Origin of the sequence: Pseudomonas sp. 18058 (assembly GCF_902706155.1) — a bacterium.
GTDB lineage: Bacteria > Pseudomonadota > Gammaproteobacteria > Pseudomonadales > Pseudomonadaceae > Aquipseudomonas > Aquipseudomonas rustica.
Map to the genome: position 1 here is coordinate 104,000 of NZ_CACSJY010000006.1, position 21,697 is coordinate 125,696.

The 21,697-nt window shown below is 60.4% G+C and carries 18 protein-coding genes; 8 read left to right on the forward strand and 10 right to left on the reverse strand.

The features are described 5' to 3' along the window. Window positions 1–51 precede the first annotated feature (51 nt). Window positions 52–1,044 (reverse strand): D-cysteine desulfhydrase, encoded by a 993-nt coding sequence (locus tag GVL50_RS05200; RefSeq protein ID WP_159811992.1) that lies wholly within the window; start codon window positions 1,042–1,044, stop codon window positions 52–54. Window positions 1,045–1,234: 190 nt separating this feature from the next. Between GVL50_RS05200 and epsC the strand changes: the two genes are divergently transcribed. Both epsC and betT read left to right on the forward strand, forming a co-directional pair. After that, on the forward strand, window positions 1,235–2,161 hold the full coding sequence (gene epsC, locus GVL50_RS05205; protein WP_159811993.1) for a serine O-acetyltransferase EpsC: 927 nt from the start codon (window positions 1,235–1,237) through the stop codon (window positions 2,159–2,161). 409 nt (window positions 2,162–2,570) lie between these two features. Next, window positions 2,571–4,532, forward strand: a complete 1,962-nt coding sequence (betT, locus tag GVL50_RS05210) for a choline transporter BetT (RefSeq protein ID WP_171057266.1) — start codon at window positions 2,571–2,573, stop codon at window positions 4,530–4,532. Between the two features lie 24 nt (window positions 4,533–4,556). Here the strand turns inward: betT and GVL50_RS05215 are convergent, their stop codons facing one another. Beyond that, a complete protein-coding gene (locus GVL50_RS05215; RefSeq protein WP_159811994.1) occupies window positions 4,557–4,817 on the reverse strand; it encodes a hypothetical protein in 261 nt (86 codons plus the stop codon). Between the two features lie 405 nt (window positions 4,818–5,222). Here GVL50_RS05215 and GVL50_RS05220 point away from each other — a divergent pair, with 405 nt between their 5' ends. Next, window positions 5,223–5,405, forward strand: coding sequence for a type II toxin-antitoxin system HicA family toxin (locus tag GVL50_RS05220; protein WP_159811995.1), 183 nt, complete (start codon window positions 5,223–5,225; stop codon window positions 5,403–5,405). 57 nt (window positions 5,406–5,462) lie between these two features. After that, window positions 5,463–5,864, forward strand: coding sequence for a type II toxin-antitoxin system HicB family antitoxin (locus GVL50_RS05225; RefSeq protein WP_159811996.1), 402 nt, complete (start codon window positions 5,463–5,465; stop codon window positions 5,862–5,864). Between the two features lie 99 nt (window positions 5,865–5,963). Here GVL50_RS05225 and GVL50_RS05230 read toward each other — a convergent pair whose 3' ends face one another. After that, window positions 5,964–7,001 carry a LacI family DNA-binding transcriptional regulator gene (locus tag GVL50_RS05230; RefSeq protein ID WP_159811997.1) on the reverse strand — a complete coding sequence of 346 codons (1,038 nt, stop codon included), beginning with the start codon at window positions 6,999–7,001 and terminating at the stop codon, window positions 5,964–5,966. A 207-nt stretch (window positions 7,002–7,208) separates the two neighbouring features. Here GVL50_RS05230 and GVL50_RS05235 point away from each other — a divergent pair, with 207 nt between their 5' ends. From GVL50_RS05235 to mgrA, 3 genes are all read left to right on the forward strand, one after another. Then, window positions 7,209–9,434 carry a TonB-dependent receptor gene (locus GVL50_RS05235; protein WP_159812033.1) on the forward strand — a complete coding sequence of 742 codons (2,226 nt, stop codon included), beginning with the start codon at window positions 7,209–7,211 and terminating at the stop codon, window positions 9,432–9,434. A gap of 1 nt (window position 9,435) precedes the next feature. Further along, complete coding sequence (locus GVL50_RS05240; protein ID WP_159811998.1) at window positions 9,436–10,755, forward strand: LLM class flavin-dependent oxidoreductase; 1,320 nt, start codon at window positions 9,436–9,438, stop codon at window positions 10,753–10,755. 110 nt (window positions 10,756–10,865) lie between these two features. After that, entirely contained in the window at window positions 10,866–11,903 is a 1,038-nt protein-coding gene (gene mgrA, locus GVL50_RS05245) for an L-glyceraldehyde 3-phosphate reductase (protein WP_159811999.1), read from the forward strand. 160 nt (window positions 11,904–12,063) lie between these two features. Here the strand turns inward: mgrA and tauD are convergent, their stop codons facing one another. The 7 genes from tauD to GVL50_RS05280 form a co-directional block, all read right to left on the reverse strand. Beyond that, window positions 12,064–12,903 (reverse strand): taurine dioxygenase, encoded by an 840-nt coding sequence (gene tauD, locus GVL50_RS05250; RefSeq protein ID WP_053116522.1) that lies wholly within the window; start codon window positions 12,901–12,903, stop codon window positions 12,064–12,066. A 143-nt stretch (window positions 12,904–13,046) separates the two neighbouring features. Continuing rightward, window positions 13,047–13,886 (reverse strand): taurine ABC transporter permease TauC, encoded by an 840-nt coding sequence (gene tauC / locus GVL50_RS05255; protein WP_053116523.1) that lies wholly within the window; start codon window positions 13,884–13,886, stop codon window positions 13,047–13,049. Then, window positions 13,883–14,677: a taurine ABC transporter ATP-binding subunit gene (tauB, locus tag GVL50_RS05260; RefSeq protein WP_159812000.1), complete on the reverse strand. Its 795-nt coding sequence runs from the start codon at window positions 14,675–14,677 to the stop codon at window positions 13,883–13,885. The genes tauC and tauB overlap by 4 nt, the downstream gene beginning before the upstream one ends. A 16-nt stretch (window positions 14,678–14,693) precedes the next feature. Next, a complete protein-coding gene (gene tauA, locus GVL50_RS05265; protein WP_159812001.1) occupies window positions 14,694–15,671 on the reverse strand; it encodes a taurine ABC transporter substrate-binding protein in 978 nt (325 codons plus the stop codon). A 282-nt stretch (window positions 15,672–15,953) separates the two neighbouring features. After that, window positions 15,954–17,537, reverse strand: coding sequence for a glutamate--cysteine ligase (gene gshA, locus GVL50_RS05270; RefSeq protein WP_159812002.1), 1,584 nt, complete (start codon window positions 17,535–17,537; stop codon window positions 15,954–15,956). A 270-nt stretch (window positions 17,538–17,807) separates the two neighbouring features. Beyond that, a complete protein-coding gene (locus GVL50_RS05275; protein ID WP_053116527.1) occupies window positions 17,808–18,191 on the reverse strand; it encodes a PaaI family thioesterase in 384 nt (127 codons plus the stop codon). Continuing rightward, on the reverse strand, window positions 18,191–20,515 hold the full coding sequence (locus tag GVL50_RS05280) for a Tex family protein (protein WP_159812003.1): 2,325 nt from the start codon (window positions 20,513–20,515) through the stop codon (window positions 18,191–18,193). The genes GVL50_RS05275 and GVL50_RS05280 overlap by 1 nt, the downstream gene beginning before the upstream one ends. A 360-nt stretch (window positions 20,516–20,875) precedes the next feature. Between GVL50_RS05280 and ompR the strand changes: the two genes are divergently transcribed. Then, window positions 20,876–21,616, forward strand: coding sequence for a two-component system response regulator OmpR (ompR, locus tag GVL50_RS05285; protein WP_008080479.1), 741 nt, complete (start codon window positions 20,876–20,878; stop codon window positions 21,614–21,616). The last annotated feature ends 81 nt before the right edge of the window (window positions 21,617–21,697 follow it).

Genomic DNA, 21,697 nt, shown 5'->3' on the forward strand with positions numbered 1-21,697 from the left:
CGCGGAGCGTCCCAGGCTGCATTCCCACGCAGAGCGTGGGGAACGATCTCGTTACAGAAAATCCCTATAGGCAAACAACGCCGGCGCGCCGCCGGTGTGCAGGAAAATGATCGGGCCTTCATCAAAGCGCTGACGACCAATCCCATCCAGCAACCCCGCCATCGCCTTGCCGGTATAAACCGGATCCAGCAACACCGCCTCCTGACTCGCCAGCAACTTCACCGCCGCCAACGTCCCGGCATTCGGCTCGCCATAGCGCGGGCCGAAATATTCGTCCAACAACTCGACCTTGAAATCCGCCGGCAGTTCGACGCCGAGCAGCGCCGCCGTACGCTCAGCCAGCCCTTGCACCTTCGGCCGCTGATCTTCTTCACTGCGCGAAACCGTCACGCCGATCACTGGCAATTGTGGCAACACTTCACTCAACGCCAAGGCCAGACCACTGTGCGTGCCGGCGCTGCCCGAGGCCAACACCACGGCGGCGAAATTCAGGCCGGTGTCTTTGATTTGCTCGGCCAGTTCCAGACCGGCGCGCACATAACCCAGCGCACCGAGTGCGTTCGAACCGCCAATCGGCACCAGATACGGCTTCTTGCCGTTACTGCGTAAACGCACGGCGAGGGCGGCCAGTTGTTCATCAGCGTTGTCGAGGTTGTCGACCAGCTCGACCTTGGTGTCGAACAGATCCAGCAGCAGGCGGTTGCCGTTGCCGGTGTAGTTGCTGTCGTCGGTGCCCAGCGGATTTTCCAGCAACGCCACGCAGCCGAGACCGAGTTTGGCGGCCAGCGCAGCCGTTTGGCGAACGTGGTTCGATTGCAGCGCGCCGGCGGTGATCAGCGTATCGGCGCCTTGTGCCAAGGCATCAGCGGCGAGGTATTCGAGTTTGCGCAGTTTGTTGCCGCCCATAGCCAGCGGCGTCAGGTCATCGCGCTTGATGTACACCTCGCGACCGAGCCATGCGGACAGGCGTTCGAGTTTTTCCAGCGGCGTCGGATGGCCGAGCAGGTCGAGGCGGTTAAAGCGTTCCAGCTGATTCTTGATCATGAGTCCGTACTGGCGGAGAAAGATGAAAGGACTATAGGCACGGGTTTTTGCAGGGGCAACCGCGAATCGCTTATAGCCAAATGAACTGAGCCCAGCACTATCGGTTCTTAATTCGCCCTCGCGAGCATGCCGTAAAGTAGTCGCCGTTGACGCGGCCAGACAGTCCGGCCGCCCGTGAGGAGTCTTTACCGTGAGCGAGCGTTCCAGCCATTGGCAATTGCAGACCATCGTCAGTCAACTGCGCAGCGCGCGGGATCAGTGGCGGGCACAGAACGGCCGGGCGTCCGGCGAGCAGGGTGGTCGCGAGTTGCCGTCGCGGGCGGCGATGGCGGAGATTCTCGAAGCGCTGTGCGGCGCGTTGTTCCCGATGCGTCTGGGGCCGGTGGATCTGCGCGAAGAGAGTGAGGATTTCTACGTCGGTCATACCCTTGATGTCGCCCTGAATGCCTTATTGGCGCAAACGCGCCTGGAGCTGCGCTATGTCGCCCGCCACAGCGCTTCGGCTGACACCGAAGTCGAAGCCCGTGCGATTGAGATTATTCAGGACTTTGCCTTGGCCTTGCCGGGCTTGCGCACACTGCTCGATACCGATGTGCTGGCCGCTTATCACGGTGATCCGGCGGCGCGTAGCGTTGATGAAGTGCTGCTGTGCTATCCGGGGATTCTGGCGGTGATTCACCATCGTCTGGCGCACCATTTGTATCGCGCCGGGCTACCGTTGCTGGCGCGGATCAGCGCGGAAATCGCCCATTCGGCGACCGGGATTGATATCCACCCGGGCGCGCAGATTGGCCGTAGCTTCTTTATCGATCATGGCACGGGTGTGGTGATCGGCGAGACCGCGATCATTGGCGAGCGTGTGCGGATTTATCAGGCGGTGACGTTGGGCGCCAAGCGTTTCCCGGCAGATGAAGACGGCCAGTTGCAGAAGGGCCATCCGCGTCATCCGATTGTTGAAGATGATGTGGTGATTTACGCCGGGGCGACGATTCTTGGGCGGATTACCATTGGCAAGGGTTCGACCATTGGCGGCAATGTGTGGCTGACGCGCAGTGTGCCGGCGGGGTGCAATTTGACCCAAGCGAATCTGCAGCATGATGACGGGACGCAGAAGTAGGCTCTGAAATTGCGTTGCGGCATCTGGCCTCTTCGCGAGCAAGCCCGCTCCCACATTGGATCTGTGACCGGCACAAATCCCTTGTGGGAGCGGGCTTGCTCGCGAATGTTTTCAAGCCAAATCGAGATAATGGCAATCAGCCAATTCTGCAGTGAACGAATCCCCTCAAACCCGCGTCATACCCATCCTTGAGCTAGCGTAGGAAAACTACCGCCTAGCCGTACGATTAGTCCTTACCCCCCCATCCATGTTTAACTTGAACGTTCATTCAAGTTAAACCGGTGGTTCGCTGCCCGCTCACAACAGGAGGCTTGCCTTTGCTGAGTCCGATCATTTCAGCCACGTTTCAACCCCTCGAGGTGCACGTTTCATGAGTGCATCGTCTACCCCCGCCAGCGGTCTGGTGCGCATGAATCCGCCGGTGTTCTACTTCGCCGCGACGGTCATTCTGCTGTTTGGTCTCGTTGTCATTGCCATGCCGGAGCAGGCAGGCGCCTGGTTACTGGAAGCGCAAAACTGGGCGGCCAACACGGTCGGCTGGTACTACATGCTCGCGATGACGCTGTATCTGGTCTTCGTGGTGGTCACCGCCTTATCCGGCTACGGCAAGATAAAACTCGGTGCCGACCACGACGAGCCCGAATTCAGTTACCTGTCCTGGGCCGGCATGCTGTTCGCCGCCGGGATCAGCATCACGCTGTTTTTCTTCTGCGTCTCTGAGCCGCTGACCCACATGCTCCAGCCGCCGCAAGGCGAGGCGGGCACCGCGGATGCGGCGCGTCAGGCGATGCAGATTCTGTTTCTGCACTGGGGCCTGCATGGCTGGGGCGTGTTCGCCTTCGTCGGCATGGCGCTGGCCTACTTCGCTTACCGCCACAATTTGCCGCTGGCGCTGCGCTCGGCGCTGTATCCGCTGATCGGCAAACGCATCAACGGCCCGATCGGTTACGCGGTCGATGGCTTCGGCATCATCGCCACGGTGTTCGGCCTCGGTGCCGACATGGGCTTCGGCGTGCTGCACCTCAACTCCGGTCTCGACTACCTGTTCGGCATCGCTCACACCCAGTGGATTCAGGTCGGCCTGATCACGCTGATGATGGGCGCGGCGATCATTGTTGCGGTCTCCGGCGTCGATAAAGGCGTGCGGGTGATGTCCGACATCAACATGCTGCTGGCCTGTGCGCTGCTGCTGTTTGTGTTGTTCGCCGGGCCTACCCAGCATCTGCTCAACACTTTGATCCAGAACATCGGCGACTACCTCGGCGCCTTGCCGATGAAGAGTTTCGACCTCTACGCCTACGACAAACCGAGCGACTGGCTCGGCGGCTGGACGGTGTTCTACTGGGCCTGGTGGATTGCATGGTCGCCGTTCGTGGGTCTGTTCATCGCACGGATTTCCCGTGGCCGCACCATCCGCGAATTCGTTTTCGGTGTGCTGTTGATTCCGCTCGGTTTCACCCTCGCGTGGATGTCGATCTTCGGCAACAGCGCCATCGATCAGGTGCTCAACCACGGCATGAGTGCGCTGGGCATGTCGGCTCTAGACAACCCGTCGATGAGTATTTACTTGCTGCTGGAAACCTATCCATGGAGCAAAACCGTCATCGCCGTGACGGTGTTTATCAGCTTCGTGTTCTTCGTCACCTCTGCCGATTCCGGCACCGTGGTGCTCTCGACTTTGTCGGCCAAGGGCGGTAGCCCGGACGAAGACGGGCCGAAATGGCTGCGAGTGTTCTGGGGCGCGATGACTGCACTGATCACCAGTGCGCTGCTGTTCTCCGGCAGCATCGATGCGCTGAAGTCAGCGGTGGTGCTGACCTCGTTGCCGTTCTCGCTGATTCTTTTGTTGATGATGTGGGGCCTGCACAAGGCGTTCTATCTCGAGTCGCAGAAGCAGATCGCGCAGTTGCATTCGCTGGCACCGGTCTCCGGTTCGCGGCGCGGCACGGGCGGCTGGCGACAGCGCTTGAGTCAGGCTGTGCACTTCCCGTCACGCGACGAGGTGTACCGCTTCATGGACACCACGGTGCGCCCGGCGATTGAAGAAGTGACGGCGGTGTTCGTCGAGAAAGGCCTGAACGTGGTCACCCAGCCGGATCCGGCGAATGACAGCGTCAGCCTCGAAATCGGCCATGGCGATGCGCATCCGTTCATCTATCAGGTGCAGATGCGCGGCTACTTCACGCCGTCCTTCGCGCGTGGCGGGATGGGCTCGAAGCAGCTCAACAATCGCCGCTACTACCGCGCCGAAGTGCATTTGAGCGAGGGCAGTCAGGACTACGATCTGGTCGGCTACACCAAAGAACAGATCATCAACGACATCCTCGATCAGTACGAACGCCACATGCAGTTCCTGCATCTGGTGCGTTGATTGGCAGTTGAGCGCCGGGACGTTTTACGACTCGGCGCTCAGCACCATGAACAACACCATCGCCGCCATCGGCACGCCAAATACCGCACTGCCAATCGCTATTTCCGAACCCAGCGGTTGCTTCGCATGCACCACACCCACCGCGCCATTAATCACCGTCAACGCCAGCCACAGGGCGGCGAAGCTGTAGGCCATGGTCTGACGGCTGAAACCGATATGCTCGCCGATATAGAGCATCAGGGCGAGCAGAACCAGGCCGAAGAAAATGATGATAGCGGTGTGCATGGCGGGTTCTGCCTGGTGGATGTGTATTGCCTGAAAGACCGCTATCGCGAGCAGGCTCACTCCTACAGTGGAGCGTGGTTGGACATGAATTTTATGTACAACCACGCTCCACTGTAGGAGTGAGCCTGCTCGCGATAGGGTCACCTCGGTGTCCTTTAGAGCATAGACAATCCGGCCCACACCACTAAAACACCGGTCCTCTCCATCGGGACACATTTCGCGACTCATCCAGATGTGCACGGCTCACAAGGTGTGGTGTTCGCTGGCTCGCGCCTGCCGTTGAACTGGCCCTTAACCGAGCGTCCGTTCCGTGAGCTAATATTTATCTTGGTGTGTATTGTGTGTATTACAGGCGCTAGCGTCCCCTAGAGTAAACAGCTCCAGCGGTCGAACAGGGCAAAGGAAATGCGCAGTCGGGAAATGATCAGGATGATCGAGGACGATGGTTGGTATCTGGTGGCGGTGAAAGGCAGTCACCACCAATACAAGCATGCGTTTAAGCAGGGACGGGTGACGATCAAGCACGCTGACTCGGAACTGCCCATAGGGACGGTCAACAGCATCCTCAAACAGACGGGCTTGAAATGAGGTGTGCTATGGGAAACGAAGGCGTTTATTGACCTGTCAGAGGAAGGACTCACTCACATGAAATTCCCGGTCGTTCTGCACAAGGATGCCGACTCAGACTACGGCGTGATCATCCCGGATGTACCGGGCTGCTTCTCTGCGGGCACTACGGTCGCCGAGGCGTTTGAGAATACTCAGGAAGCGTTGGCGCTTCATTATGAAGGCTTGGTCGCCGACGCCGCGCCGTTGCCGCAAGTGCGGGAGATTGATGCTCATCTCGATAACCCGGATTACGCGGGAGGGATCTGGGGTGTGGTCGATTTTGATATCACCCCGTATTTCGGCAAGTCAGTGCGGTTTAATGCCACGCTGCCTGAACAGCTGCTTGAGCGTATTGACCAGACTGTGCGGCGTGACCAGCGCTATCGCTCCCGCTCCGGTTTCCTCGCGGCAGCCGCCTTGCGCGAACTCTCGATGTAAAGATGACCCTGTAGGAGCTGCCGCAGGCTGCGATCTTTTGACTTGTTTTTAAAGATCAAAAGATCGCAGCCTGCGGCAGCTCCTACTGAGATGTCCGTTTCAGGTGCTTTCCCGTTCGATGACTTGGCACTGCAGCAGATTCAGCCGTTGCACTTCATCGCTCGGCAATACACCAAGACTTTCCAGCACGCGCGTCGCCGCCAGCACACCGATCTCCAGCGCCGGCGGCTTGATCGTGCTCAGGCTCGGCAGCAGCATCTCGGCGAACGGGTAGTCGCCAAAGCCGAGAACGGCGCAGTCTTCGGGGATTTTCAAACCCGCGCGTTGCCCGGCGAGGAGGCCGCCGGCGGCGAGGTTGTCGTTGGCGAAGATGATCGCGTCGGGGCGCGGTGAGGCGTTCATCAGGGCGTCCATCGCCTGTTTGCCGGCTTCGAAGGGCGTGCGATCAGCGTCGGGGGCAAAGACCCACGGCTCCACGCCGGCCTCTCGCAAGGTCGCCGCGTAACCGTCGCGGCGTTCCAGGGCGCTGAAGTCACCCGCAGCGCTGTTCTGCACGAACGCAATGCGTCGATAACCTTTTTCCAGCAGATAATTCGCCGCCGTCACGCCGACGTCGAAATGCGAAAACCCGATCTGCATCGGCTCCCGCTCCGGCTGGTAATCCCAGGTTTCAATCACCGGAATATCCGCCTCGGCGATCATTTTTTCCGTACCTGCGCTGTGAAAGTGACTGGTCAGCACCAGTGCTGCCGGCGACCAGCCGAGAAACGCGCGCACGGCGTTTTCTTCCTGCTCGGTGCTGAAGTAACTCGACGCCAGCAACAGCTGATAACCGTGACGGCTGAGCGTATCGCTGAAGCCCTGAATGGTGTTGGCGAAGATCGGCCCGGAAATGTTCGGAATGACCATGCCGACGATTTTCCCCCGCGCCGAGGCCAGCCCGCCGGCCACCAGATTCGGCACGTAACCCAAATCAGCCACCACTGCCGCGATCCGTTCGCGGCGTTCAGGCGAAACCTGTTCGGGCTGATTGAAGTAGCGCGACACGGTGATCGCGGACACCCCGGCCTCGCGCGCCACGGCATTCAGGGTCACGCGTCCGGCGCCACGGCGTTTGCGCGGCTTTTCTTCGCTCATGGTTCGATCCCTTGTTAAAAACCAAATCGCATATAAAACTAATTTTTCAGTATTGGACGGTCTATGTGCGGATGGCCAATATTGGCGATGTTAGCGCTAACAAAGCGCGTTGTCTGCTACTCGCTCGAGCGAATGCCCAAGACACCGATTCAGGCGCTGTCGTCGCAGAACGGCAGCGGATCAGGGCCAATTTCGAGCGGGCAGAACATGCACAACATTCCTGGGGCGACACACAAACTGGCGCAGTCGATTCGCGCCGCTGGCTGGTTACTGACTGGGTTGGCGGCGTTGCCGTTGCCCAATGCATTCGCTGCTGACAGCAGCGATCAGGAGCCGACGCTGAAGTCGGTCACCGTCACCGCGACCCGCCGCGAAGAGTCGCTGCAAAAGGTGCCGGTTGCGGTCTCGGTGATCGACGGCGAGCAGCTTGAGCGCGATAACCGCAACGGCGTGGCGAGCATTGTTCAGCAAGTACCGTCGCTGAATTTCCGCACCGGCGCATCGAACAAAGACACCTCGTTGTTCGTGCGCGGCGTCGGCACGATTTCCACCTCGCCGGGCGTCGAGCCGACCGTGGCGACGGTGATCGACGGTGTGGTGTATGCGCGTCCGGGACAGGCGACCCTGGACCTGCTGGATCTGGAGCGCGTCGAGGTTTTGCGCGGCCCGCAAGGCACGCTGTTCGGCAAGAACGCCTCGGCCGGTGTGCTCAACATTACCAGCAAGGCACCCACCGCCGAGACCCACGGCTACATCGATCAGTCGTATTACAGCGGCAACGAAAGCCGCACCCGATTCGGCCTCGGCGGCAGCCTGATTCCGGAGACGTTGAAGGGCTCGATCAGCACGCTGTTCGGCACCTACGATGGCAACGTCGACAACCAACATAATGGTCAGGAGGTCAACGGCTACAACCATCGTGGCGTGCGCGGCAAACTCGAGTTCACCCCGAATGACGACGTCACCTTCACCCTGATCGCCGACTACATGCAGTCCCACGACGACGGCCCCAATGGCGTGGTCAGCAAGTCACTGACCCCGGCCTTCGCCAACGCGCTGAGCCCGGCTTACGCCTCCAGCCACAACCGCGACATCAACACCGACACTCGCTCTCACGTTGAAGACATCAACAAAGGTTTGTCCGGCCAGCTCGACTGGCAACTGGGCGATTACACGCTGACGTCGATCACCGCGTGGCGCGGCTGGGACAACACCCAATATCAGGACGGCGACCGTCTCGGCACGGTGACCGCAGCGTTTCCCGGCACGGCAGACAAGGGCGATCTGGCCTTCGATCAATACTCGCAAGAGCTGCGTCTGGCCTCACCGAAAGGCGAATTCCTCGAATACGTCGGCGGCCTGTTCTACATGCACGGCAAGGACGAAGAGACCTATCAGCGCACCCTGACGACCACCACGCGCACCGACCGTGGCGTCGCCGATTACAGCACCACCAGCGACAGTTACGCGGTGTTCGGCGAGAGCACGCTGAACTTCACTTCGGACTTTCGCGGCATCGCCGGCCTGCGCTACACCCACGATGATCTCGAATACGATCACCGCCGCGTGTCGACGTCGGCCACCACCGTCAGCGGTATCCAACCGGCGACCAGCAGCTCAGGTTCCGTCGATGAAGATGGCTGGTCTGGTCGCCTCGGAGTGCAGTACGACTTGAGCGACGCCGTCACCACGTACCTGACCTACTCGCGCGGCTACAAAGGCCCGGCCTACAACGTGTTCTTCAACATGCAGCCGCGCGACACCGAAGCGTTGAAACCGGAAACCTCCAACACTTGGGAGGCGGGCATCAAAGCCACGTCGTGGAACAACCGCCTGACCACCAACCTTGCGGTGTTCCACAGCGAGTACGACAACTACCAGGCGAACTTCTTCGATACCGTCGCCGGGCAGGTGGTGACGCGTCTGATCAACGCCGGCAGCGTCAGCACCGAGGGCGTCGAACTCGATTACGCCCTGCAAGCGACCCAGCAACTGAAACTGTCCGGCGCACTCGCTTACACCCGCGCACGCATCGACGAATTCGCCTGCCCGGCGGGCGCGGCGGCGTCCTGCAACGTCAACGGCAAACCGCTGCCATTCAGCCCGGACTGGAAAAGCTACGTGCGCGCCGATTACACGATTCCGCTGGATAACGGCCTGGATATCGAACTCGGCACCGACTACAGCTGGCAGAGCGAAGTACAGTACGACATCAGTCAGAACGTCGACACCAAACAGGGCGCCTACGGCATCTGGAACGCCAGCGTCGCACTCGCCGATTACAGCAATGGCTGGCGTGTTGCGCTGCTCGGCAAAAACCTCACTGACAAGTCTTACTCGCCGGTGCTCGCCAGCGGTGGCAACTACATTTACCGCGCCGTGCCACGCGACGACGAACGCTACTTCGGCGTGCAACTGCGCAAGGATTTCTGAGATGAGCAGACAGTTGAAACTCGGCGCATTTCTCATGGCCACCGGGCACCACGTCGCGGCGTGGCGTCATCCGGATGTGCCGGCGAATGCAGGTCTGGATTTCGCCCATTACAAGCGGCTGGCGCAGATTGCCGAGGCGGCGAAATTCGATGCGTTGTTTGTCGCTGACAGCGTCGCCGCGCCGACTCAGGACATCGCCAGTCGCATGGCGCGCTCTGATCACTTTGAGCCGCTGACATTGCTCTCGGCGCTGAGTGCGGTGACCGAGCACATCGGCCTGATTGCGACGGCAACCACCAGCTACAACGAGCCGTATCACGTGGCGCGCAAATTCGCCTCGCTAGATCACCTTTCGGGCGGCCGAGCGGGGTGGAATCTGGTGACCTCGGACAATGCTGCCGAGGCGCTGAATTTCGGCCGCGACGAACATATCGGCCACGCCGAACGCTACAGCCGTGCGCGCGAATTTCATCAGGTGGTCACCGGGCTTTGGGACAGTTGGGAGGACGATGCGTTTGTGCGCGACAAGGCGAGCGGGGCGTATTACGACCCTGCGAAGTTGCATGTGCTGGATCATGTGGGTGAGCACTTTCGGGTCAAAGGGCCGCTGAATGTTGCACGCTCGCCGCAGGGGCAACCGGTGATCGTGCAGGCCGGCTCTTCCGAGACTGGGCGTGAATTGGCGGCGCAAACGGCTGAGGTGGTGTTTACCGCGCAGACTTCATTGGCCAACGCTCAAGCGTTTTACGCCGACCTCAAGGGACGTCTGCCCAAGTACGGTCGCAGCGCCGATTCGCTGAAAATCATGCCGGGAGTTTTTGTTGTGGTCGGCGGTACCGAAGCCGAAGCGCAGGAAAAATGTGAAACGTTTCAGCAATTAGTCGAACCCGAGGTTGGCGTGGCTTTACTTGGGCGTATGCTGGGCAACTTCGATTTGTCGAAGTACCCGCTGGACGGGCCGTTACCGGATTTGCCGTTGACGGAAAGCGGCCAGCAGAGCCGGCAGAAATTGCTGACGGAATTGGCGGGTCGGGAAAATCTGAGCCTTGCCGAGTTGGGCCGCAAGATTGCTGGCGGGCGCGGGCATTACAGCCTGGTCGGTACGCCTGAGCAGATTGCTGATCGTTTGCAGGAATGGTTCGAACAAGGCGCGGCGGACGGCTTCAACGTGCTGGTGCCGCACCTGCCGGGCGGGCTCGAAGACTTCGCCAACGGCGTGGTGCCGGAACTGCAACGGCGTGGGTTGTTCAGAACGGAGTACGAGGGCCGGACGTTGCGCCAGAACCTCGGGCTCGCCCGACCTGGCAATAGATTTGTGTAACACCCTTCGCGAGCAGGCTCGCTCCCACATTTGGAATGCATTTACCTGTGGGAGCGAGCCTGCTCGCGAAGCAGTCGACACCCATTTCAAGACAGACAAGAGAGGATTCGATGACTTACACCGCTGCCGAAAATCGCTATGACTCCATCCCTTACCGCCGCGTCGGGCGCAGCGGTCTGGTGCTGCCAGCGCTGTCGCTGGGCCTGTGGCACAACTTTGGCGACAGCACGCCGATCGACACTCAACGTGCCTTGCTGCGCACCGCGTTCGATCTGGGCATCAATCACTTCGACCTGGCCAACAACTATGGCCCGCCGTACGGCAGCGCCGAGACCAATTTCGGTCGTCTGTTGCGCGAAGACTTCAAGCAGTACCGCGACGAACTGATCATCTCCAGCAAGGCCGGTTGGGACATGTGGCCCGGCCCTTACGGTCAGGGCGGCGGTTCGCGCAAATACGTGCTCGCAAGCCTCGACCAGAGCCTGCAACGCCTCGGTCTGGACTATGTGGATATCTTCTATTCGCACCGCTTCGACCCGGACACCCCACTGGAAGAAACCGCCAGCGCCCTCGCCACTGCGGTGCAGCAGGGCAAGGCGTTGTACATTGGGATCTCGTCGTATTCGGGCGTGAAAACCCGCGAGATGGCCGCGCTGTTGCAAGAGTGGAAAGTGCCGTTGTTGATTCATCAACCGGCGTACAACCTGCTCAATCGCTGGGTGGAAAAGGATCTGCTCGATACCACTGACGAACTCGGCACGGGCGTGATTGCTTTCACTCCGCTGGCGCAAGGTCTGCTCACCGACAAATACCTCAACGGCGTGCCGGCGGATGCGCGGGTCAATCGTCCCGGTGGTGGTTCGTTGCAGACTTCGCACTTGTCCGAGGCCAACATCGCTCATGTGCGCGCACTTAACGAGATCGCCAAGCGTCGCGGTCAGAGCCTGGCGCAATTGGCGCTGGCGTGGACGCTGCGCGATCCACGGGTGACCTCGGCACTGATCGGCGCGAGCCGGCCGGAGCAGATTATCGAGAACGTTGGGGCGTTGAAGAATTTGAGCTTCAGTGCTGAAGAGCTGGCGGAGATTGACCGGTTTGCCCAAGAGGGCGGGATCAATCTGTGGGAGAAGCCTTCGACGGCGGAGTGAGCCTCTCGAAGCTGATCGTTCCCACGCTCCGCGTGGGAATGCATCCACGGACGCTCTGCGTTCGGCTTTAGATGGGACGCAGAGCGTCCCGGGCGGCATTCCCACGCAGAGCGTGGGAACGATCAAGGTAGGAGCTGCCGCAGGCTGCGATCTTTTGATCCTAAAAAAACGGCACATCCCCCAACACCGTCGCCCGCTGCATCACCCGCCGCGCCGGGCGGTAATCATCTACCGCGTAATGCTGGGTCACGCGGTTGTCCCAGAACGCAATATCGTCCTGTTGCCAGCGCCAGCGAATGGTGAATTCCGGCCGCGTCGCGTGGGCAAACAAAAACTTCAGAATCGCTTCGCTCTCGGTTTCCGACAGTTCATTGATCTTCGACGTGAAGCCTTCGTTGACGAACAGCGAGCGCCGCCCACTGACCGGATGCGTGCGAATCACCGGGTGTGACAGCGGTGGGTTCTTGCGTCGCGCCTCTTCCCACTGCGCCAGCGCTTCAGGCGTGTTGCCGTAACGCTCTAGCGGAAACGAACGAGTGAAATCGTGAGTCGCGGTCAGCCCTTCGAGCAAACTTTTCATCGGCGCCGACAGCGCTTCATACGCAGCAATCCCGCTGGCCCACAACGTGTCGCCACCAAACTCCGGCAGCAACTTGGCGCTGAGCACCGCGCCCATCGCCGGCGTCGGCAGGAACGTCACGTCGGTGTGCCAGATCGCGTTGTCGCGCACGTCGGTGACGGCGGTGTCGAGGATCAGCACTTCCGGTTGTTCCGGCACGTTCGGGTAGATCGGGTGAATGTGCAGGTCTCCGAAATAGGCAGCGAAACGCGCCTGTTGCGGTGGCTCGATTGGCTGGTTGCGGAAGAACAGCACTTGATATTTGAGCAGCGCCTGCTCGATGGCGTCGCGGTGTTCCAGGGACAGCGGCTGGCTGATGTCGACGCCGCTGATCTGTGCGCCGAGGGCCGAGCTTAATGGGGTGATGTTGAGGCTGCTCATGGTCTTTCTCTTCAATTCCGGATAACCACCACCCTGTAGGAGCTGCCGCAGGCTGCGATCTTTTGATCTTGTTTTTAAGAGGATCAAGATCAAAAGATCGCAGCCTGCGGCAGCTCCTACAGAGGGGGATTCAAAAAGATGTTTTAGTGGGCCTGGCCGTGCCACGGCACCAGTTTGCGTTGCAGGGCGCGCAGGCCCATTTCCATGGCGAAGGCGATCAGGGCGATGACCAGAATCCCCAGCACCACGACATCGGTGACCAGGAATTGCGCGGCCGATTGCACCATAAAGCCCAAGCCGCTGGTGGCAGCGATCAATTCGGCAGCAACCAACGTCGACCAACCAACCCCCAGACCAATGCGCACACCAGTGAGAATGTCCGGCAACGCGCTCGGCAAAATCACATGGCGAATCAGCTGCAAGCGCGTCGCACCCAACGACTGCGCCGCGCGCAATTTCGCCGGATCAACCGTGCGCACACCAGTGGCGGTAGCAATGGCAATCGGCGCGAAAATCGCCAGATAAATCAACAGCACTTTCGACAACTCGCCGATGCCGCACCAGATCACAATCAGCGGCAGATAAGCCAACGGTGGGATCGGGCGGTAGAACTCGATCAGCGGATCGAGCACACCACGGGCGATGCGGTTGGCGCCGATCGCAATGCCCACCGGCACAGCGGTCAGAATCGCAAAACCCAGACCCAGACCGATGCGGCTCAGGCTCGCACCAAGGTGCTGCCACAACGTCGAATCCATGTAACCGGTGGTCGCCAGCAACCAGCCCTTTTGCAGCACGGCGGACGGCGGCGGCAGGAACAGCGGTTCGATCAGACCGGTGGCAGTCACTGCCCACCAGATCGCCACCAAAGTGAACAGCGTCAACAGGCTGATCCAGCGCGTGCTGAGGCTGCGGCGCACCGGAATCACCACCGATGCGCTAACCGGTTTTACCGCCGCCGAGGAAACGTCGTAACTGCTCATGCGCGCTCCTGCCGTTGCCCGGCGCTGCGTTGCGAGAACACTTTGCTCAGCACGTGTTCGCGGGTTTCGATAAAGCGCGGATCGGATTTGATCGCGCGGGCGGACTCGCCAGCGGCGTAACGCTGACCGAAATCCAGGTGCAGACGCTCAACGATCTGCCCCGGATTCGGCGCGAGCAGAATCAGGTCAGTGGCGAGGAACACCGCTTCTTCAATGTCATGGGTAATCAGGAAAACCGGCTTGGCGGTGCGTTGCCAGACTTGCAGCAACAGCTCTTGCATCTGTTCGCGAGTGAACGCATCGAGCGCGCCGAAGGGTTCGTCCATCAGCAATACGCGCGGGTCAGCGGCAAGGGCGCGGGCGAGGCCGACACGCTGTTTCTGGCCACCGGAGAGTTGCCAAATGCGGCGGCTTTCGAAACCGGAAAGATCGACCAGCGCGAGCATTTCGCGGGCGATCTTTTCGCGCTTGTCCCTGGCGACACCGGCCAGTTCCAGACCGAATGCGACGTTGGCCAACACGTCCTGCCAAGGCAGCAACGCGTCGTCCTGGAACACCACGCCACGTTCGGCGCTTGGGCCTTTGACCGGCACGCCGTCGAGGGTGATGCGCCCGGCGCTCGGTTCGACGAAACCGGCAATCAGGTTCAACAGCGAAGTCTTGCCACTGCCGGACGGGCCGAGGGCGACCAGCAATTGCTGAGGCCCCAGGGTCAGAGAAATATCCGCCAGCACCGGTTCGGGGCTGCCCGGGTACTGTGCGCTGATGCGCTCCAGCTGTAGCAAGGCCATCGCGGTTAACTCCCGATCAGTTGGTGATGAATTTGGCGCTGACGTAGGGCGCGTAGTCCGGCAGAACGGCTTCGACCTTGCCTTGCTCCTTGAGAAACGCAGCGGTGTCGGTGATGGCTTTGGTGGTCGGCGCGCCGAGGGTGACGACCTGATCAGCTGCGAGCGGGTAGACGTTGCCTTGCAGCAGCAATGGGATGTCGCTGGCCTTGGCGCCAGAGAGTTTCACCAATTTGTCGACGTTGGATTGATCGGCGAGCCAGGCTTTCGGGTCTTTGCGGTAGTCGGCGTAGGCGTCGAGGGTAACCTTGGCGAATGCGGTGACGATTTCCGGGTGCTTCTCGGCGAAGTCTTTGCGCACGATCCACGCATCGAAAGTCGGCGCGCCAAACTTGGCCAGTTCGCCGGAGGTGATCAGCACTTTGCCGTTTTCCTTGGCCACGCCGAGTGCCGGATCCCAAACGTAAGTGGCGTCGATGTCGCCGCGTTTCCACGCAGCAACGATGGCTGGGGGCGCGAGGTTGAGGATGGTGACTTTCGATGGATCGATGTTCCAGTGCTTCAACGCGGCGAGCAGGCTGTAGTGACCGGTCGATACGAATGGCACGGCGATTTTCTTGCCGACCAGATCCTGCGGGGTCTTGATGCCGGAACCGTCGCGCGCGACCAGTGCTTCGGCGGCGCCGATCTGAGTGGCGATGAGGAAGGTTTCGACCGGGACTTTGCGGGTGATCGCGGCGGTCAGCGGGCTCGAACCGAGGTAGCCAATCTGCACGTCGCCGGAAGCGATGGCGGCGATGATGTCGGCGCCGTTGTCGAACTTGCGCCAGGCAATGTCGGCTTTGGTGGCTTTTTCGTAAGCGCCGTCGGCCTGAGCGACTTTCGCCGGGTCAACGGTGGTTTGGTAGGCGACGGTGAGGTCGGCGGCCTGAGCCAGAAAACTCGCGGCAGCCAGAGAGGCTACGGCGAGCAGGCGAAGCGGGAAATTCAGTTTCATTGAAGAGCTCCATATCAGGCGACCGAGCGTCGGCGTGAAAGGAGACTAAATGATCTAAGAATCAGTAAATAAATAACTTTTTCGAATGAGCTTATGAGCGGAAAAATCTAAGAGCGAGGGAGCAGATCGTCCCCACGCTCTGCGTGGGAATGCAGCCGGTGACGCTCTGCGTCACCTGGACGCGGAGCGTCCCTTGAGGCGTTACCACGCGGAGCGTGGGAACGATCAATCTCGTTCCCATGTAGGAGCTGCCGAAGGCTGCGATCTTTTTACTGACAACGCTTAATTGCTGATCGCCAAAATACTCGCCTGATACGACCCAACAAACACATCAAAATCCCCAACCTCGTTCTGCTCCAGCTCAGCCTGCGCTGCCAGCGAAGTACGCGCCAGCTCCTCAAACTTCGCCTGCTCATCCGCCGACAAAGGCTCGCTACGGAAGAACTCCGCGTGCGCCTGACTCTGACGCAACGAGAACTGCGCAAAGCTTTCCTTATGCTCAGCCATCGCCGCCAAAACCTGCGCGGACGGTGTCAGGGACGGATCGCTGACCTTGGCCAGTTGCGTATCCAGCGCCTTGCTGTGCGCATCGCCGCCATGGCTCTGATCCAGCAACGCCGCCAGTGGCGCGATTTGTTCCAGCAGTTCGGCAGCCCAGGTCTTCATCTCGACCGACTCACCGTCACGTTGCAACTCCAGACCCGGACGGCGACCTTCCTTGACCACGCTGAGGAAGTTCGACGTGGCGTTGCCGCACGAGGTGTTGGTCAGCAGCGGGCTATCGTTCAGCGCGCAGAACAGCAGGAACGAATCGAGGAAGCGCGACTCGGTGAGGTCGATGCCCATCGGCAGGAACGGGTTGATGTCCAGACAACGCACTTCGACGTACTGAATGCCACGCGCCACCAGTGCCTGAATCGGCCGCTCGCCGGTGTAGGTCACGCGTTTCGGGCGGATGTTGGAGTAGTACTCGTTTTCGATCTGCAGGATGTTGGTGTTGAGCTGAACCCACTCACCATCCTTGTGCGTGCCGACTTCAACATACGGCGCGTACGGCGTGGCCACGGCTTTGCGCAGGCTGTCGGTGTAACTCGCCAGATCGTTGTAGCACGGCGTCAGACCGGCCTGAGCGTTGCTCTGGTAACCGAGGTCGCTCATGCGCAGGCTGGTCGCGTACGGCAGATACAGGGTGTCCGGATCGAGTTGTTCGAGTTGATGCGAACGACCACGCAGGAATCCGGCGTCCAGCGCAGGCGAAGCACCGAACAGGTACATCAGCAGCCAGCTGTAGCGACGGAAGTTACGGATCAGCGCGATGTAGGAAAACGACTGGAAATCGCGATCCGTGCCGACAAACCCTTCGGTTTCACGCAGCAGCGGCCAGAGCTTTTCCGGCAGGGAGAAGTTGTAGTGAATCCCGGCAATGCACTGCATGGTCTTGCCGTAACGCAGGGCCAGGCCCTTGCGGTAAACGTACTTGAGCTGACCGATGTTGGAGGTGCCGTAATAGGCGATCGGGATGTCTTCCTCGGCCGGCAACGGGCACGGCATCGATGGACTCCACAGGTACTCGTTGCCGAGTTTGCTGTAGGCAAAACGGTGAATCTTGTCCAGGCTCGCCAGCGTATCAGCCGGGTCGGGCAGGGCGGGCGTGATGAATTCCAGCAGCGACTCGGAGTAGTCGGTGGTGATTTGTTCGTTGGTCAGCGCGGAACCCAAGGCTTCGGGGTGCGGCGTTTGCGCCAGGCGACCTTCGCTGGTCACGCGCAGGCATTCACGTTCGATACCGTGCAGGCACTGCTCGAGCAGAGAGAGGTTAGCGCGCTCGCCGAGCAGAGCCAGGCGGCGGTTGAGAAGTTCGCTCAATTTGGATTCCTTCACGCGTCAGTCGCCCCAATATGGGGGTGGGCAGGACGGTCTACAAGGGTGAAGTTGAAACTGGCGTTATCGCCTGGTTTTGTTGCGGCAGGCCATTTGCCGGTCAGTCAGGAACTGCACAATCCCTGTGGGAGCGAGCTTGCTCGCGAAGAGGGTTTATCAGTCAACATTTCAGATGCCTGACACACCGCCTTCGCGAGCAAGCTCGCTCCCACAGGATTCGTTGCGCCGAAATTAACTCAAATTGATGGCGTCTAGCTACAGGACAGCGAACGTGCCTTGTGCTTTTGCGACCAGTTTGTCGCCCTGCATCACGTCGGCTTCAACCACCAACGTGCGGCGGCCCGGGTGGATGACCCGCGCCGTGCACATGACCTCGCCGTCGGAAACGGCGCGGATATAGTTGATCTTGCACTCGATGGTCGCGCTCTGCTGATCGAAGCCATGAGTGCTGGAACAGGCCAGCCCCATGGCAATGTCGACCAGACTGAACAGCGCGCCACCGTGCAATTTGCCGCCGCGATTGCGCAGTTCCGGTTCCAGCACCAGGGCGACTTGCGCCACCCCGGTTTCCAGGCTGTGCAGGCGGCAGCCCAACAGCTTGAAAAACGCGCTCTCGACGAGCCCGGCCGGAATCTCCATCAGCGTTTCTTCAATTGCTTGGCGTTGGCGAACAGCGAGGCCATCGCATTGTTCACCGGCGCGGCGGTGGCGGTTTCCTTGCGTGGCGCATTGTTCGAAGGCTGGCGCTGCGCCGAGCCCGGACGCGAGCCACGCGCACCGTCGATCTTCTCGCCCGGGGTGTCGCCCATGCGCATCGACAGGCCAACGCGTTTGCGCGGGATATCGACTTCCATGACCTTCACTTTCACCACGTCACCGGCCTTCACCGCTTCGCGTGGATCCTTGATGAATTTCTCCGACAGCGCCGAGATGTGCACCAGACCGTCCTGATGCACACCGATGTCGACGAAGGCACCGAATGCAGTCACGTTGGTGACCACGCCTTCAAGGATCATCCCCAATTGCAGGTCTTTCAGGTCTTCAACGCCTTCCTGGAACTCGGCTGTCTTGAACTCCGGACGCGGGTCGCGGCCCGGTTTTTCCAGCTCTTGCAGAATGTCGGTGACGGTGGGCAGACCGAAGGTCTCGTCGGTGAACTTCTTCGGATCCAGACGCTTGAGGAAGCTTGCATCGCCGATCAGCGAACGGATGTCGCGGTCGGTTTCAGCGGCAATGCGCTGCACCAGCGGATAGGCTTCCGGGTGAACCGCCGAGGAATCCAGCGGGTTGTCGCCGTTCATCACGCGCAAGAAACCGGCCGCCTGTTCGAAGGTTTTTTCGCCCAGACGCGCGACTTTCTTCAGGGCTGCACGGGTTTTGAACGCGCCGTGCTCATCGCGGTGAGCGACGATGTTCTGCGCCAGCGTCGAGTTGAGGCCGGAGATACGCGCCAGCAGCGCTACCGAAGCGGTGTTCACGTCCACGCCGACGGCGTTCACACAGTCTTCAACCACTGCATCCAGACCACGCGCCAGTTTCAGCTGCGAAACGTCGTGCTGGTACTGGCCGACACCGATGGATTTCGGATCGATTTTCACCAGTTCTGCCAGTGGATCCTGCAGACGACGGGCGATGGACACGGCGCCACGGATCGATACGTCGAGATCCGGGAATTCCTTGGCCGCCAGTTCCGATGCCGAGTACACCGATGCGCCGGCCTCGGAAACCATGACCTTGGTCATTTTCATCGCTGGGTATTTTTTGATCAGCTCGATCGCCAGTTTGTCGGTTTCGCGGCTGGCGGTGCCGTTGCCGATGGCGATCAGGTCAACCGAGTGCTTAGCGCACAGGGCGGCCAGAATGGCGATGGTCTGATCCCACTTGTTGTGCGGCACGTGCGGGTAAACCGTGGCATGGTCGAGCATCTTGCCGGTCGAATCGACCACGGCCACCTTGCAACCGGTACGCAGGCCCGGGTCGAGGCCCAGAGTAGCGCGCGGGCCGGCCGGTGCGGCCAGCAGCAGGTCGTGCAGGTTGTGGGCGAACACGTTGATCGCCTCGGTTTCGGCGCCGTCACGCAACTCGCCGAGCAGGTCGGTTTCCAGGTGCGTGTAGAGCTTGACCTTCCACGTCCAGCGCACCACTTCGCCGAGCCATTTGTCGGCCGGGCGGTTCTGGTTCTGGATGTTGAATTGCTGGCCGATCATGCCTTCGCACGGGTGCATGGTGCCCGGCAGCTCGTCGCCGACTTTCAGCGCGGAGCTGAGGATGCCTTCGTTGCGGCCACGGAAAATGGCGAGCGCGCGGTGCGACGGCATGCTTTTCAGTGGTTCGTCGTGTTCGAAGTAGTCGCGGAACTTGGCGCCTTCCTCTTCTTTGCCAGCGATAACGCGGGCACTGAGGGTGGCTTCCTGTTTCAGGTAGTTACGCAGTTTTTCCAGCAGGCTGGCGTCTTCGGCGAAGCGTTCCATGAGGATGTATTTGGCGCCTTCGAGGGCAGCCTTGACATCGGCCACGCCTTTTTCGGCGTCGACGAAACGTGCCGCTTCGGTTTCCGGGGCCAGGTTCGGGTCGTTGAACAGGCCATCCGCGAGGTCGCCGAGGCCGGCTTCCAGGGCGATCTGGCCCTTGGTGCGGCGCTTCTGCTTGTACGGCAAGTACAAGTCTTCGAGGCGGGTTTTGGTGTCGGCAAGCTTGATGTCGCGCTCAAGTTGCGGGGTGAGTTTGCCTTGCTCTTCGATGCTGGCGAGGATGCTGATGCGCCGTTCGTCGAGTTCTCGCAGGTAGCGCAGGCGCTCTTCCAGGTGACGCAACTGGGTGTCATCGAGGCTGCCGGTGACTTCTTTCCGGTAACGGGCGATGAAGGGAACGGTTGAGCCTTCATCGAGTAGCGCGACGGCCGCTTCGACCTGTTGTGGGCGTACGCCGAGTTCCTCGGCGATGCGGCTGTTGATGCTGTCCATAAAACCACCTGACATATTGTGAAAGCAGGCTCGCAGGCGCGAAAATAAAGGCCCGGAGTCTGGTTGAGCGGCATGAAGATGGCCGCTGCCTGGGTCAAAAGGCACCCCATTGACCCGTGAAATCGAACAATTACTGCGGTTGCCATGAAAAAAACCGGCGATCACCTGCGGTAACGATTCAGACGTTGCCTGGCACAAAACGCCGCGCATTATAACCAGCGTTCTGCCATTCGGGGGTGTTGCAGTCTGTAGGCATAAACCCCGGTTTTCTGGCAGTGAAGGAAAAATCTGCTAACAATGCACACGGTGCGTATAACGGCAGCTACGCCATAATGCGCGCCGAGCTAAAAGGAGCATCTAATGAGCAGCACTGCACAAACTGCTGAAGGCGAAAAAATTCTTATCGTTGATGACGATCCGGGGCTGAGCAGCCTGCTGGAACGTTTCTTCGTCAGCAAGGGCTACCGCGCCCGTACCGTTCCGAACACCGAACAGATGGATCGTCTGTTGTCGCGTGAAGTGTTCAATCTGGTCGTACTCGACCTGATGCTGCCGGGTGAAGACGGCCTGACCGCTTGCCGCCGCCTGCGCGCCGCGAACAATCAGATCCCGATCATCATGCTCACCGCCAAGGGCGATGAGATCAGCCGCATCAAGGGCCTGGAGCTGGGCGCCGACGATTATCTGGCCAAGCCGTTCAACCCGGACGAGCTGATGGCCCGGGTCAAAGCCGTTCTGCGCCGTCAGGCCGCACCGGTGCCGGGCGCGCCGGGCAGCGAAGACGAAAACGTCACCTTCGGTGATTACGTATTGTCGCTGGCCACCCGCGAACTGAAGCGCGGCGACGAAGTGCACATGCTCACCACCGGTGAGTTTGCGGTACTCAAGGCTCTGGTGATGAACGCGCGTCAGCCACTGACCCGCGACAAGCTGATGAACCTGGCCCGTGGCCGCGAGTGGGATGCCCTCGAGCGTTCCATCGACGTACAGATCTCGCGTCTGCGCCGGATGATCGAACCCGATCCATCCAAGCCGCGCTACATCCAGACTGTCTGGGGCGTGGGCTACGTGTTCGTACCGGATGGCGCCGCCACCAAGTGATCGGCGATTTGTAGGAGCGGGTCTGTCGGGCCCGGGTTGAATGACCCGGCCCGCAGACTCGCAATCCGCAATATGCGAGCA